The following is a 15,269-nucleotide window of genomic DNA, read 5'->3' as shown; positions in this document are numbered from 1 at the left end:
ATTGTGACTTTAAATAGTCTTCGACTTCTTTAAATCCTCGAACCACTGTATCTAAAATTTGATTTCTGATAGGCTTTGTTGCACAAAGATTTGAAATACAAAGCCCCCTAATTGAGCCAAATTTAAGGCGTAACTTGGGTAAGTGGTCGACCTAATTCCGTAAATCTGTTGAGGACTGCTACACGTGCATGAATTTCATTGACTTGGCTATCAAATTTTCTTGCACTGAGTTTATCCCCCAATAATTTGATGCAATGCATCTTAGTTTCGACCAAACTTCGGCAATGATAGCCGGACCATTTTTTCCATAATGTCCTGCCTAAACGTTTAACTGTTCGAAGTAATTCATTTCGCGCTAGCGAGCTGATCTTTGTATCTTTCCATGGTTTCGCATTTTTTCTAGGTGGAATCACCGCATGCGCTTGCCGATCTGCAATGACCTGACGGCATTGCTTGGTGTCATAAGCTCCATCGGTATAAACAGAGTCAATCTGCTCATCTTGTGGAATCTGATCGAGTAAATCACCAAGCACTTGTGAATCACTCACATTATTTGTAGTGAGTTGAATGGCGCGTATTTGAAGGGTTTCAGCATCTATACCAATATGAAGTTTACGCCATTGGCGACGATATTCAGGTCCATGTTTCTTCCTTTTCCATTCACCTTCACCTAAAAACTTTAGACCGGTAGAGTCTACCAGCAAGTTAAGCCCACCACTGCTTTTTTGATAATTAATCGCAATATCAATATGTTTTTGTCTTCTGCAAAGCGTACTGTAATCTGGTGCGGTCCAATTTAATCCACAAAGTTTAATCAGACTTTGCACAAAGCCAGTGACCATACGTAAAGATAGACGGAATAAGGATTTAATCATTAAGCAGCATTGGATAGCTGCGTCGGAGTAGGTTTGATTTCGCCCTTGTTTGCCTTTTGATGGAGCATACCATTGCGTAGCAGGATCAAACCAAATGGCAATATTTCCGCGACTCATGAGTGCTCGGTTATATGCGGGCCAATTGGTTGTGCGATAGATTTTGTGTATAGGCTTCTTCATTTGAAAATTATATCGCTGAAAAAGCCTTTACAGATAGGTTTGTGCAACAAAGCCTTTCTGATATGTAAATCAGTAGGCAATGCTCCTGACTTAGAGATCCAAATATTAGGGTTTCTTGCCTTTTTCAATTTTCTAATAGCTAGAATCATTGACATAAGATCATCACGATTATCTGGATCTTTTATTACTAAATCCAAGTGTTTATAAACGTAATCTACTGTTTGATCAGGTATAGCTGCTGAATTGAACGAGGCTCTTCTTATTATACATGGAACACACTTGCCGCACTGAATTCCTGTTCTTTTCCACTTACCACAAGACACCGTATCTTTGGCAATCTGCTTCAAAACTATCTTATTTGAACAGTTTTGCATCATCTCACCTTTAGTCATAAACTGGTAAGGATTTTCTAAAAACACTGGTAAATGAACTCGCTTAAACAATTCGTTTAAGAGGTTCATATAATGAGGATGAGTTGTTCTAGTGCTCAAAGAACCAATTCGGCGAGGAGTAAGAGGTGGATTAATAGAGATCAAACCATTTTCTGGCACATATAAGGTCGTTACTTTACCTGCTTGATGATGTTGGCTGATTGCGGTACTGATTAATGCGCCGAAAGCTATAAAATTAAAACTTCTTGTCCTCATTTGTACGTCAGTTGGAATATCACCAGCCTTTCTTGGATATGCAATAACTTGAAATTTCGAATTTTTCAAACCCAATAAATTATATAGATTATCTTGTTTAGATTTATCTCTAGCATAAGCATGACTGATTAACACAGGGTTAATATTTTTCGAGGTTAAATCAATAATGCCAATAGCACTATCTAATCCACCTGAAAAAAGACATGCAGAGTCATGCCCAGCTAGAGGTATTTTACGACCACGTTTGATCTTATCTGGCCAAACAAAACTTCCTGTCCTAAATTGAAAATGCCACAAGTCTCCACTCAAAAAGTGCATAATTTCTTTCAATAATTCAATTTGTGGAAGCCATAGATTTGGATTGATAAGTGGAATTGAAAGCTTAAATTCTCGACACCATCCATCTTCAGCTTGTTTGTTTCTCTCAACAAATGTATCAGCTGCAGTAATGGCCATAGCTATAGTCAAAAAATCTAATGCAGTTTCATCTAAATCCTCTTTGATCCTTTTTATTTCATTCAATAAAGGGCGACCAATACTTGCATATTGACCATTTTGTGCTGGGGAACCATATAGATGAACAGGAATCAAACTATCTGATAAAGGAGGTAACTGAGTGTTATCTGTATCAAAATAGAGCTCAATCATTTAAGTTATCCTCCCATTCACTCCAAATATCTGTAAGCGTCCGCTGAATCCCATACCAATTTTAATTCGATTTAGGTTTCCAGCAGTGTGGCAGTAACTCTTCAATCTGGGTCACTTTATGTGTCGGCAGCCTTTTCAGCACATCACTTAAATAGGCATACGGATCCAAGCCATTCAGCTTTGCTGACTGGATTAACGTCATGATGTTTGCCGCTCGCTGACCACTGCGCAGCGAACCTGCAAACAGCCAGTTCTTGCGCCCCAACGCCCAGGGACGCATCTGATTCTCGACCCAATTATTGCAAATAGGTAGATTGCCATCATCCAGATAGCGGCTTAAAGCTGGCCAACGCTTCAGAGTGTAATTGATGGCCTTGGCGGTGGGAGAACTCGATGGCACTGTCAGATGATGTTGGTTGAGCCATTCATATAGTTGTTGCATCACTGGTTGACTATGCTGTTGTCGGTATTCGCGGCGGTCTTCCGCTGTACCATCGGTCTTTTTCCTGAGCTCTGCTTCTATCGCATACAGTTTCTGAATCAGCACTAATGCCTGTTCAGCGACCTGACTTTTCCCAGTTACATGCAGTTCATGGAATTTACGACGTGCATGGGCCATGCAGCCCACCTCAATGACCTGGCCTGATTTAAAGCGTGCTTTATAACCACTGTAATCATCACAGACTAGATAACCCTGCCAGCCTTTCAAGAACTCTGCAGCATGCTGGCCTGAACGACTATCCTGAAAGTCATAGATCACCGCCTGAACTGGATTGTACTGTGTAGTGGCATAGGCCCAGACATAACCTTTCTTCGGTTTTTTATCATTCTCACCCATCCGCATGATGGTGACCGGTGTTTCATCTGCATGCAGCACCTGCTGTTGTAGTACCACCTCTTTTAAGGCATTGGCTAGAGGTTCCAGTTCTACACCGCAGCGACCTATCCAGTCAGATAAAGTTGATCTAGAAAGTTCGATTCCCGCCCGCTGATAGATCAGACGTTGACGGTACAGCGGCAAATGATCGGCATATTTCGATACCAAAACATGGCTGAGCAGTTCAGGTGAAGCAATGCCTTTATCAATCACATAGGCGGGCATCGCTTGCTGAGTCAGGGTGTCACACTGATCACAGACCCATTTACCACGCACATGCTGTTCCTTATAGAACTGTGCCGGTCTGAAATGCAGTTTTTCACTGACATCTTCGCCGATACGACGGAGTTGGCAGCCACAAGCGCATTGGGTTGATGCAGGTTCATGCTCAATACGGATGGTGTGTAGATGATCTGGCAGTGGTCGACGTTTAGGTTTATTGGTTTTGGCTTTCTGTGTCGCTGCATCGGTTTTATCTGCATTTAGCCGTTCCAGTTCTAGATCAACCGCAGCAATATCTTCTTCAACCGCTTCATCCCACAGGTGGATTTGTTTTGCAGTGAGATGTTCGTTTTTACTGCCGAATTTGTGCTGTTTAAATAGTGCGAGTTCATGCTCGTATTTTTGATTGAGAATAGAAAGATGTTGAACTTTAGAATCTAATTGCTGATTGGTGACTTCAAGATGTTGAACTTTGGCATCCAATTGCTGGTTTGATTTTTCTAATTCTTGATTTGATTGTGCTAGAGACTGATGCTGCATCGCCAACTGTCTGGTGAATTCCAGCAGTTGTTCATGGGTCAGTTGGCTTAAGTCAGGCAGCGTATTCATGACCGCAGTATGCCTGAGGTCATGAGAAGAATGAAATAGAACGTTTGGAGAATAGCAGAATGGAACAGCCTGGTTTAAAGCATCGTCACCACCTGCTGTCGTCCAATGCGCTGCCAGGGCAAACCTTGGATCAGTGCCTGTAACTGTTCCGGGCTGAGGGCCACGGTTTCACCTTGGTGAACTTGAGCCCAGTGAAATTTGCCCTGTTCCAGCCGCCGGGCACACAGCCAGATGCCCAGTCCATCATGTACCAGTACTTTCATGCGATGGCCACGTTTATTACAGAACAGGTAAGCACAATGCGGTTTGATGTAGCCAAAGGCTCTCACCACCTGAGCCATGGTCGTATCCATACCTGCACGCATGTCCATGGGCTGAGTAGACAACCAGATTTCATCAATGCGGATCATGTTGCAAGTGCCTTGAGTAATTCTGCCAAGGCAGGTATTTCTGATGTCTGCCATTTTAGCTGAATATCATTATTCGTATGAGGCACGGTGATACACAACGTGATCCTCTCATCAATAGGTTGGCTGATTGCAGCAGTGTAAGGCAAAGCAATAAATGCTGGATTCACATGAGTAGGATCCTGCACGGCACCCTCATGATGGCTGAAGATCCTGATCCAACGACTGACAAGGTTGGCATTAATACTATGTTGCAGTGCGACCGAAGCGATCGAGGTATTAGGATTTTTACAGGCATTGACAATACTGAGTTTGAATTCTTTGCTGTATGTTCTGCGTTTTTTAGCAACAGGAGGTGTTGCTGAATATATATCCATGTTCATGGATTAAGTCCCCACTTGTTTTTAGGTGGGAACTAAATTAAGGCTTATAGGATCGCTTGGTAAGGCTGTGTTAGCCGGATGCTTACAAATATCTTGGATCGCATTTTTTTGTATTGTTTCAATATCTTGTTTGTTAAGTGTATTGATGTTTTCTAAATGTATTCCAAAATTCAAATCAACTGATGTTTTAATTAATTCCAATAGGCTTGATTCAATCATTTCTACTTTTTCTGGTGTATCAGCTTTATCTAATGCTGTTTTCGAATCTAGAATAATTTGTTCAAAAATACATTGGGTGAGATAATTAATCATCATATCTACAATAATATCATCGGTAATTTTTGAAAAATCGAAAGTCGAGAATCCATCTAAAGCCTCTGCTAGAGCTTCATTCATTGCAGCTCTAATACGCTCTGAGTCTCCGTTAATATCGATAATAGAATCAATGATTTGATCAATTACGACATCTACAGGTTGCCCTTGTAAATCAGAAAGATTTAGAAACTTAGTATCTGAACCTGATTGCAAAGACTTTAAGGTATCAAATAAACTACCGCCGGCTCCCACCATAGAGCTAAATCGTCTAGCTCCATTAGATTTACCACCAGTAGCACTCTTTGCATAATGACCAAGAGCTTTTTTTAGACTATTTGTATTTCCCCCGCTAGCTGAAGCGGCTTGTCCTAAGGCAGCTCGAAATCCTCTGAAACGTTGTTCTAATTGATTGTTACCTGGACCTTGACCATCATTATCAGCCCATGAAGGCACTAATGGTGATTTACTACCTGGCCCTTTACTTGAGGTAGATGTTCCCATAATTTATATCCCCTTAATTTTTTGGAAACCATTTTTCTTTACTTATCAATAGGCTAAACCATGGAGTTTTTTCCACCATGACCGTGTTCATGAAATGTATAAACTGAGGTCTAGTATCTTCTAGTTCTCTAGCTAATAAAAATGCGCCTATGAAGCCATTTGGTTTTGCCCCCCAATGAGTATGTTTATTTAATTCATCTAATATTAGATTCATAACTAATGACTCTTCACCTACAGGAATATTCCCAATAGCTTGAATTGCTGCTTTGGAAGAAGAATTCGTAACTTTCAATAAAGTTTTTAATGCAGCTTCACCATCACTAGATAAGCCTTTTGTTATAGTTCTTAAAGGTACAGTCTCTTTGCTCAAATATACTAAAGGTCTAAGGTTTACACCTTTTAGCTTTGGTTCTAGGCTAAACCAACTAAATAAGAAATCATGATGTTCTTCCCATTCCTTCGGTAACTTACTTTTAAATGTATCTATATCATTTGTTAATTCTTCTAATTCTTCTAATATTTTAGGTTTACCATCTGATGAACTGTTAATTGTATTGTATAAAAGAGAGACACTTTTTGAATTACAACATCTTTCGAATAAAGCCATTTTGGTGATTAACCCAATATCGTTAGGCATTTTTCTAGCGCTAGCAATCATTTGACGCATACTAATGACATTAAGCATTCTTTTTACAATTCGTGGATTACCCTCAATGTATTTATTCTCAGCTAGAAGATGTGCTATACGATCAGAGACATAAAAGTTGTTAGAGAGATTAAGTGTATCAACTGCCTGTTCATCTAATAAGGCAAGGGCATCTTTAACCTTAATTGGATCATCTTTCCAAGAAAGCCTCAGATTTGATTCCAATCCATTTCGAAGATTTTCTAGTTTAGCTGTTTCTGTTGCATAGTTTTCATGGATAGATGCATACAATAAGAATAAATAAGCTCGCACTTCTCTTGTACTAATACGAGGTACTTTTACAGGAAACTGAATAAGTTTATCTAGATAGTCGGTTATATGTCTTTCATCTATCCCATTAAAATGATCTTTGACAGCAAATCTCACCATTTCTTCGTCAGCAGCTATAACAAAAGCTGTATTCTTCATGAATAGAAATAGTCTTAAAGATTCAAGAGTCTCAATTGTCTGCTTTGGAAGACATCGATCTAAATTGTCAACAAAAACAATAACTTTTTTGTTTAAAGATGCCAATAAATCTTCAAATTCATTTTTTAAAGCTGTAATCTCTTTTGGTGCTGAACTTTTTTCCTCATTAAGAATATCTTTTAAGCTTTCTTTTCCTTTATTAATAGCTTCAGTGACGTGTTGTGCATCTTCATCCCCAGCACTGCCATTGATTCCATTGCCAATAGAATCAATGGCTTTTGAGAGTAGACCAAATGTAGGAACGCCAAAAGCAAGAGCTGTGCCCTCAGCAGCCCAACCTAAAGCTCGCAATTTATTAATTCTTTTTCCAATACTTAAGGCTTTTTCATATAATTTTTCATCTTGTTTAACTAATTTAGAAATTTCAGTATTGATGACCTCTAATAGTGAAGCCCTAGCATCATCAAAACCCTGATATAACCAAGCATCAAATCTAATAATTACATAGTCATCATGATTTTCAATATGTTCTAGATTGTTTTCAATTAGATTTAAGATCGTAGATTTACCAGTTCCCCATGACCCAAATACGCCTATTGAGATAGGCAACATTTGAGGATTTTGAAGAACATTGATAATAATTTCTGATGCTTCAGAATAGTTTAAAAAGTCTATCTTAGATTCTATATCGGACCACATAAAAATTACCGAAAATTTATATTTTTCGAAAATTTACTTTATTTTTGTGGATTTAGATACTGTTAACTAGAGATTAAATAAAATTTAGATGTTTTTGACGTCTTAGCAATCAATATTTTTATTTAGGAAGTAAGTCTCTAACATGAACTTCTAATGTGTTTGCAATTTCATATAATTTTTCGACAGAAAGATGATCCTAGACAGTATCGTGGACAACAAATCCCTCTAAATTCTTAAAATATTTCTTCTCAAAGGCTTACTTGGACATCTTTCAAATTGATTGCTCAGAATTCAAGTATGACTCATTTACTTTCTAAGTTCTTCGTGAATTTTTTTCCAATGATTTGATAGCTGCTTCTTAACAGATAGATCATTCATTACTTCCGATGCTCTATATGTATAAGTTATGAAATTACGTTGTTTACGCGCTAAATGGCTATACATTCGATAGATTTTTCTACGATAAGTTTTTGAGCTATTTCTTCGAGCTTTATTTTTTGATGCTCTAATTTTGGAGATTAAACGTCGATAATAATTTGATAGGCTAGATGACCTGATCAAAATTTCTTGACCATTATATATAAAGCCAAGATATTGTAGAGGCTTGTCCACTTTAGTATCTATGTCAACGGCTTTCAGCTTACCTAAAATACAAGTAAATTTTATTTTTTCAACCTTACTTGGATTTATCTTTAACTCTTTTCCTCCATGATTAAGCAATAACTCTTCAAGAGTTTTATAAACATCGCTCATTTGAATGTTCTGGGGGAAAACTAGAATAATATCATCGCAATAGCGTCTATATATTCCACCCAAATTATTTGCTAACTCACAACAATATTTGTCAAAGTCCAACATATAAATGTTTGAAAGTATGGCAGACATAGGAGAACCTTGAGGAATTCCATATCTTTTCCCATCGATTTTATTTGGTTTCTGGATTAGGTGTCTAATAACACCATCAGCATCAGTAACTTGTTTTTTTCGAATGCTTCGAAAATCACCTAGGGCTTGGTAAGGCTTGCTAGTTTTTTTTCTCAAAGGATTTGGAGTTTTTTCATCTTTCTCTTTTCTTTTTGACTTATCAGGCCATCCTAAAGCGACCAGAGATTCCTCTATATCTAAAAATGAGTAATTAGTTAAAGATTTAAAAACAATATAATGATCTTTAGATAAGCAAGGTACGCCAGTAACACGCTGCCATTGTTCTTTCAGTATTCCATGATCTAAAGTATCAAAAAAGCTTGATAGATCAATTGTGAGTACATTACATTCCTTTATTTGACTGATCCAATCAAAAATCTCTTTAGCAAATTCAATGTTTGATTTACCCAATGAGCGATAGGCTAATACTGAGTTTTGTAGAGGAGTATCTTTTATGAAATTTTCATATTTTTCAGTGAGAAGATATGAATAATAGGCATAAATATAACCGTCTTGGTTAGCTGCATATCTTAAAGGTCGTTTTTTAGCAGCTCTACGACTTAAACCATTATGACTTTTAATTTTTCGTGTACGTTGTTCAAATCCGATAAAAGGTAAAAACCAATGTTTAACCACATTATCTGGCTGAGAAACAAGAGAATAAGCGTGTAGAGCATCAAGTGGTGTATCAAAATGAATTCTTGATTTAGGGATTTTTTTATTCTGAACTCTTAGAATATGTTTTTTATCATAGATTTCACTTTTATATTTTTCAAAATTCAATGCTAATCCCTATTTAGCAGATCCGTAAGGGCTTGTGTCGCGTCCCACGTTACGCCCTTACGGAGTCTTTAAACTTTGATCTGAAAATGTTCTTACTTCTTCAAATCCAGCACTAATTTTACCGAAAAACATCTTCGGATAACGCATTAACTTAATATGCTATACTATTGGAGCTAGTATGATGAACAACTGTGTAATGATACTATTGGAACAACTAACAACCTTGATGGTTCAGTTCTTTATTACAATATTTCTCAATAAACTGCTGGACAGTTCAAACTGCATCCCTCTGCGAGCTGGATAATCCACTCCAAAGGCATAGTGAATTTACACAAAAAAATCATTAAAATCAATATATAGTTTTATCAATATCTTTTGAGAATACCACTATCTCAACTCAATCTCTTTCTTAAACTTATTGTATTGATAACTCATGATCTGCCCATTTACTAATAACTCAACGGCTTGTTGAATTACTTCTAAAGGTGCAATAAACCACTCTTTCGGTTGATGATTTTTACCATCTTTATCTGCCACTAATAGATCAAGGCAAGATTCACCAAAAAAGGCATGTAGGTAATATTCAAATTTTTGAGGATTAATATTGAAAGCTTGATATTCAGCAATGACTTCAACATCAGCCATCAAATAAGTAGGCTCTTTTTTTGCATTCGCAATACGTTTTTCAACAGTTGTCGTGGCGAAACCAATTTTGTAAAGATGATCGTATGATTGGATACGTGGATCTGTACTTTTAGATTTCAGAATATAAATATAACCTGTCGATGTATCATCTTCAGTGATACCGCCAAAATTAGTATAAAAGTTAGAGTTTTCTTGTTCGTTGGTCTCTGAAACAATACGCCCATCTTTATACAAGACTTTAGCCAATGAGCGGTACAACATAGTTGATTCAGTGCCATTCTCAAAGATAGTACGAGTACGCCCATCTTTACGAAAACGTTTACCATCAACTGTTTTCGCTTCGGAAGTAAAATTAATATCTGCTAAATAAGCTAATAAGCCGTTTAAAACATAGTAATTACCTTCAACCAGTTGATAACCCTTATCATTAAAGGGTAAGAGCTTACGTTTCCCTTCTCGAAGCTCTCTGTGAACATTTTTAAATAAATGCTCAAACTGATCAAAGTCCTTACAACGTTTACGTTTAGCAACTTCATCTGCTGCTGCACGTTGGACAGGCACATGCTTAATTTTAAAGATGTCACCATCTTTATCATCATCAAGCAAACCTAGATCATCATCGTTAAAAATATCTTCAAGTGATTTAATATCTGACATATCTTTAATCCTGATGTTGTGGCAGCAAATTATGTTCATCATAATCTGCTAAAGCCATGTATTGCTCTGGATTGGTTTGAATTGCTTCTAAACGGCTCGCAAGCATAAACTCAGAAATGTTTTTCATATCCTTAGCAGGTACACGCCCATGCTGTGTCACAAAATTATTAATTTCATTAAATTTAGAGACCAATTGTTCATCAGCCGTTAGACCAGACGTCTTTTTCTTTACGTTTAAAAGACCTAAGTCATCATCAGCAATCATATCTTGAAGCCAGCTAAAATCTTCCACGTATTACACTCCAGCTCTTCTACGTTGCTCACGAATATAGATTAGGCATTCAGCTAATCGTTTTTCAATTAAGTTGTTTGATTCTAGGCTAGGCTCACGACCAAACTGAACTTTGAAGGCTTTTAACTTAGGCCATAGCTCAATGGCTTCTTCTTGAGTCATACTAATCTTAGTTGCTTCAATTGCTTCCTTAATTAATTTTAGTACATTGACTGTGACTTCTTTTGATAGAATTTCAAAAGCTTTTTGGAAAGGATTTACAGATTGAATTAAATCAATATTAAGGTCTTCGATATTGATAAATTTATCCGCCATACGAATAAATTTTTTATCACCAACTTCTTTGACTTCTGCTGTGCTAATCACTGAGTCTACTACTAAATATTGACTCACTTCTTCAAGTTCAGCTTTCGTTAAGTCAGGATATTTTGTTTGGATAATCTTAGGGATAAGGACTTTATTCACCACTTCAGGTTCAACCTTGCCTGCTGAACCTGCAATCACCTTAGCATCTTGAAGAATAGCTGCTTTGAGGTCCACAAGATCATTTTCAATAATTGCCTTTGTTTTTGCTGTACTTGGTTCTTTAAAGCCTTTGATTGTGAGCGTACCCGGTGGAACAATATCTTCATCATCTCGTTTAGTTTTAAATTTGAAGTTTGGTGCAAGTATTTGTTCCATTAACAAAGATGCAGTAATTGCTTTCAGCATGTTGTTTACTGCAAATTTCACCTCGGTATCTTGTGCATCGGGTTGAGCAATCAGGTTGGTAAATTGCGCATGTGATTTGTTCGAACTATCTCTTGTACAGCGTCCCACAATTTGCACAATTTCAGTTAAAGAGCCACGATAACCAATCGTTAAAGCATGTTCACAGAATTGCCAGTCAAAGCCTTCTTTTGCCATGCCGAGGGCAATGATGAGATCAAGATCATCTACAGTTTTAATATTACGTAGATATTCAACCACTTTATCACGCCCATCTTCTTCAACGAGGTCAGCTACTTTTAAAATCTTACCATCTGCTCGTTTGACGGTGATAATTCCAGTATCAGGATCTTTAGCGACAAATTCACCAATGATTTCAAGGATTGCATCCACTTCATCATATTTATCTTTAGTTGATTCACCTGAATTCACATTTGGAATATGAATGATAGTTTTTTTATCGGTATCTAAAACTTCTGCAATTGCGATAACACCTTCATCATCTTCTGCAAAGTAGCGCCCTTTATAAAAGTGGTAGCCAATGCCTAAAGATTTTAAATAGTTATAGCCATTCAGTTGTTCGTAATAGTTAAAGGATACTTTATCAAACTTTGCTTCGTCTTCAGGTGTAAGTACAGGAACACTATCGCCACGGAAGTATGAACCTGTCATCGCAACAATATGAGCCGTGGTATTGTCCATTAAAGATTTAAGTACTGTACCTAAAACATTACCTGCATCTGCTGATACATGATGAAACTCATCTATTGCAACCAAACAGTTATTAAAAACTTGATCTTCAAGTCCATCAAATGCATTTCTTAAAGTGCTATGAGAACATACTAAGATTTGATCAGAGCCGACCATAAAGCGTTTAAACGCTTTTACTTTGCTTTTCTCGCCACCAGCAGTACATAAATTATTTTCAGGTTTGATGTCCCAATCTACAAAAAAGCCATTTTCGCTCAGCTTAGTGCTGGCAAATGAACCTCCAATAGAGCGTTCAGGTACGGCTACAATAACTTTTTTCAACCCTTGGTTATGTATCTTGTCTAAACCCAAAAACATTAATGCACGAGACTTACCTGATGCAGGAGGTGCTTTTAATAATAAATACTGACTATTGCGAGATTGAAAGGCACGAGCTTGCATAGCTCGCATCCCCATATTATTGATTGAGGTGCTTTCCCCAGTTTGTTGATATGTAATATCTACAAGATTCATAAATTATTCCCTCTCTAATAAATTAGTTTCGTAAAGTTCAATTAAAAAATCTAGTCTGCTCTTATCACTATCAAATCCTTTCTTGTTATACAAACGTTCTACATAATTATCATTTTTTTCATGAGCGTCTTTTAAATCCTTAGGCATTAAATCTGGATCATAAAGCTTAGCTAAAGTCTTAGTTGGATAATTTTCTCTAACACTTAATATTTCAAATGCTAATTCAGTTAGGTCATTTTTTTGAATATCTGAAAGCTTTGGGAATGGGAAAGTATTGTAGACTAATGAAGAAGAATATCTGTAATCTGATTTTAATCGCCCTGCAACAGTTCTAATCCATAATGTATGCATAAATGATGAAATTAAAGAGAATAACCAAGGTTCGGCGCCATATACTGCTGAGGCTGCATCTGAAATGATTGTATCTGAAGCTAAGTAACCTATTGGTAAATAGTCTCTTCTTTGCGAAGTAGTTCTAGGCACAATAATCGAACTAGTTTCATTGTATGATTGAAAATAAAATCTATGTGGGGTTGCGCCCGCAGCCCTAGTACTAGACTCTGTGCTATTTAATCTATGTTCTTCGACCTTCTCTAATCGATGGTTTATTTCAAAATACTTCTTAGCTTCATCTAAATCTGCATCTTTTATATAAAAGCAATATCGTTCAATTCCATTAAGGAATTCTCTTGCCCCAATATATTTTTTAATAAACTTTTTGAGGTCTGGAAATCTTAGAATTAGATCAGAATATTCTTCAGAAGATAAAGTTAAAAAACCAGAGTCATTTATTAAATTTCCATATACCATTTGAGGATAGCCGTGAGATATAGGAGTACTTCTTCTCAATATATTAATATTTTTATTTTCAGTTAAGTAGGGTGAAATATAAGTCACTCTCTTTGCTACTTTTTCTTCGAATATAATTTTTTCGGAGGATGATTTAGATTTGATTCCTATAATTACCACGATAACAGCAGCTGGATCTTTAGCACTATTCTTCCATTGGAATGAGGTGTGTGCAAAACTAATCTCTAAAATATTTTTTAGAATTTTTGGCCATAATAAAGCAACTTGTTCACCCTGAGTAATAGAATTGGTAGATACGAATGCACAAGCAGTCGATGGAAATTTTTCTATAAATTGAGAAGCTTTTAAAAACCAGCCTGAAACATAATCTAAACTTTTATATTTAGTCTTAAAAATATTTTTGAGATCTTCTTTTTGGTCACTTGTTTGATTTCGTGATCCTTTATAAGGAGGGTTTCCTAAAATATAAATATAATCTTGTATTTTTGCCTCACATATTTCTACCCAATCTGAGCTCAAAGCATTATATGAATATATATTTCCTGAATTTTTTAAAGGTAAAGATGGGAGTATTTCTCCAAATTCATCTTTAAATGTAAGATTCATTTGATGTTCTGTCAGCCATAAAGACAGAATTGCAACTTCATGAGCAAAATCATCAATTTCTATTCCATAAAATTGAGAAACCTGAATCACTGAAAAAGGTTTTGAAAATTGACCTGTCTTTTCTAATTCTAATTCTTGAATACGTTTTAAAAGCTCCATTTCAAACTTACGAAGCTCTTTATAAGCAATAATTAGAAAATTTCCCGAACCACAGGCAGGGTCAAAAATCTTAAGTTGCCCTAAACGTTGTTGTAATTTTAATAGCTTATTAACACTATCTTGATTTTTTTCTAACTCTTCATAAAGATCATTTAAAAATAATGGTTCAATTACCTTCATAATATTGGGAACAGAAGTGTAATGCTGTCCCATCGTGCTACGCTGTTCAGTGTGAACAACTGCTTGGAACATAGAACCAAAAATATCAGGGTTGATATCGGACCAATCTAGATCTTTACCACACTCAATCAAAATCCTACGTGATTTACGTGTGAATTTTGGAACTTGAATATCATCTTTAAACAAACCACCATTTACATAAGGAAAATCTGCTAAGTAGTCAGGTAAATCTGTTTCACGATCTTCACGGGACTGGTTTAAGACTTTAAATAATCGACTAATTAGAGAAGATAAATCTGAACCATCTTCATTACTCTTTGATATTGCCGAAGTAAACTGTTTGTCCTTAAAAATCTCTGTATCTTCAGCAAAGTAACAAAATAGCAGTCGAGATAAGAAAATATTAAGGTGATGTAAGTTCTCTTTATTGTTTAAGTCGTCTTCATTGAAATTATCGGCTTTAATTTCGTCAAATAGCTTTGCTAGTTTTTCAGCAGCCTTAACATCCGCAGGGTTTTCACCTTGATATACAGCTTTCTCCATCCCAGCCCATGGTAAGAAGAAATCAAATTTTTTAGCTAAATCACCAAAAGGAACATCCAATGTATCTTGTGTTTTAGTATCTATGGCCAATAGAGTTTTGAAGTCAGTTACGATCAAGAAGCGAATCTTATTGCTTTCAGTTCGCTTTTCATTCTTCATTTGATCAATAAGACCATGCAAATCATGCTGTTTTGTAATTTTGGGTGGTGTATCAAAAAGTATGCTAAAAAAAAGCAGGTTGAATTTTGATAAAATAGAGAA

At 36.4% G+C, this 15,269-nt stretch carries 11 protein-coding genes and 1 pseudogene; all 12 read right to left on the bottom strand.

The annotated features are described in order from the left end of the window. Positions 1-122: 122 nt before the first annotated feature. Positions 123-1,055 carry an IS5 family transposase gene (locus BEN74_RS16760; RefSeq protein WP_068907481.1) on the bottom strand — a complete coding sequence of 311 codons (933 nt, stop codon included), beginning with the start codon at positions 1,053-1,055 and terminating at the stop codon, positions 123-125. Continuing rightward, complete coding sequence (gene qatC, locus BEN74_RS16755) at positions 1,052-2,350, bottom strand: Qat anti-phage system QueC-like protein QatC (RefSeq protein ID WP_068911688.1); 1,299 nt, start codon at positions 2,348-2,350, stop codon at positions 1,052-1,054. The genes BEN74_RS16760 and qatC overlap by 4 nt, the downstream gene beginning before the upstream one ends. Before the next feature lie 61 nt (positions 2,351-2,411). After that, positions 2,412-4,058 carry an IS66-like element ISAba16 family transposase gene (locus tag BEN74_RS16750; RefSeq protein ID WP_001094417.1) on the bottom strand — a complete coding sequence of 549 codons (1,647 nt, stop codon included), beginning with the start codon at positions 4,056-4,058 and terminating at the stop codon, positions 2,412-2,414. Positions 4,059-4,132: 74 nt separating this feature from the next. Next, on the bottom strand, positions 4,133-4,468 hold the full coding sequence (gene tnpB / locus BEN74_RS16745) for an IS66 family insertion sequence element accessory protein TnpB (protein ID WP_000618091.1): 336 nt from the start codon (positions 4,466-4,468) through the stop codon (positions 4,133-4,135). Continuing rightward, the gene (locus tag BEN74_RS16740; RefSeq protein WP_001055589.1) at positions 4,465-4,848 is read right to left on the bottom strand and encodes a transposase; all 384 of its coding nucleotides are present in this window, start codon (positions 4,846-4,848) and stop codon (positions 4,465-4,467) included. The genes tnpB and BEN74_RS16740 overlap by 4 nt, the downstream gene beginning before the upstream one ends. A 21-nt stretch (positions 4,849-4,869) precedes the next feature. Next, entirely contained in the window at positions 4,870-5,664 is a 795-nt protein-coding gene (locus BEN74_RS16735) for a hypothetical protein (RefSeq protein WP_100249735.1), read from the bottom strand. Between the two features lie 13 nt (positions 5,665-5,677). Beyond that, positions 5,678-7,477 (bottom strand): KAP family P-loop NTPase fold protein, encoded by a 1,800-nt coding sequence (locus BEN74_RS16730; protein WP_004739691.1) that lies wholly within the window; start codon positions 7,475-7,477, stop codon positions 5,678-5,680. A gap of 306 nt (positions 7,478-7,783) precedes the next feature. Then, positions 7,784-9,184: an antiviral reverse transcriptase Drt2 gene (gene drt2, locus BEN74_RS16725; protein WP_068911690.1), complete on the bottom strand. Its 1,401-nt coding sequence runs from the start codon at positions 9,182-9,184 to the stop codon at positions 7,784-7,786. Positions 9,185-9,571: 387 nt separating this feature from the next. After that, positions 9,572-10,486, bottom strand: a complete 915-nt coding sequence (locus BEN74_RS16720; protein WP_068911693.1) for a GIY-YIG nuclease family protein — start codon at positions 10,484-10,486, stop codon at positions 9,572-9,574. A 4-nt stretch (positions 10,487-10,490) separates the two neighbouring features. Beyond that, positions 10,491-10,778 (bottom strand): hypothetical protein, encoded by a 288-nt coding sequence (locus tag BEN74_RS16715; RefSeq protein ID WP_020752787.1) that lies wholly within the window; start codon positions 10,776-10,778, stop codon positions 10,491-10,493. Positions 10,779-10,781: 3 nt separating this feature from the next. After that, entirely contained in the window at positions 10,782-12,710 is a 1,929-nt protein-coding gene (locus BEN74_RS16710) for a DEAD/DEAH box helicase (protein WP_171404898.1), read from the bottom strand. Positions 12,711-12,713: 3 nt separating this feature from the next. Further along, positions 12,714-15,209: pseudogene (locus BEN74_RS16705) on the bottom strand (class I SAM-dependent DNA methyltransferase); the annotation flags it as partial. Positions 15,210-15,269: the final 60 nt, after the last annotated feature.

The sequence above is a fragment of the Acinetobacter sp. WCHAc010034 genome, from assembly GCF_001696615.3.
In the GTDB taxonomy this organism is placed as follows: Bacteria; Pseudomonadota; Gammaproteobacteria; order Pseudomonadales; family Moraxellaceae; genus Acinetobacter.
This window is presented reverse-complemented; position numbering and strand designations above follow the sequence as displayed.

Excerpts from the sequence above, each read along its gene's own strand:
- BEN74_RS16760 (WP_068907481.1), bottom strand. The coding sequence starts at position 1,055 with ATGAAGAAGCCTATACACAAAATCTATCGCACAACCAATTGGCCCGCA.
- qatC (WP_068911688.1), bottom strand. The coding sequence starts at position 2,350 with ATGATTGAGCTCTATTTTGATACAGATAACACTCAGTTACCTCCTTTA.
- BEN74_RS16750 (WP_001094417.1), bottom strand. The coding sequence starts at position 4,058 with ATGAATACGCTGCCTGACTTAAGCCAACTGACCCATGAACAACTGCTG.
- tnpB (WP_000618091.1), bottom strand. The coding sequence starts at position 4,468 with ATGATCCGCATTGATGAAATCTGGTTGTCTACTCAGCCCATGGACATG.
- BEN74_RS16740 (WP_001055589.1), bottom strand. The coding sequence starts at position 4,848 with ATGAACATGGATATATATTCAGCAACACCTCCTGTTGCTAAAAAACGC.
- BEN74_RS16735 (WP_100249735.1), bottom strand. The coding sequence starts at position 5,664 with ATGGGAACATCTACCTCAAGTAAAGGGCCAGGTAGTAAATCACCATTA.
- BEN74_RS16730 (WP_004739691.1), bottom strand. The coding sequence starts at position 7,477 with ATGTGGTCCGATATAGAATCTAAGATAGACTTTTTAAACTATTCTGAA.
- BEN74_RS16720 (WP_068911693.1), bottom strand. The coding sequence starts at position 10,486 with ATGTCAGATATTAAATCACTTGAAGATATTTTTAACGATGATGATCTA.
- BEN74_RS16710 (WP_171404898.1), bottom strand. The coding sequence starts at position 12,710 with ATGAATCTTGTAGATATTACATATCAACAAACTGGGGAAAGCACCTCA.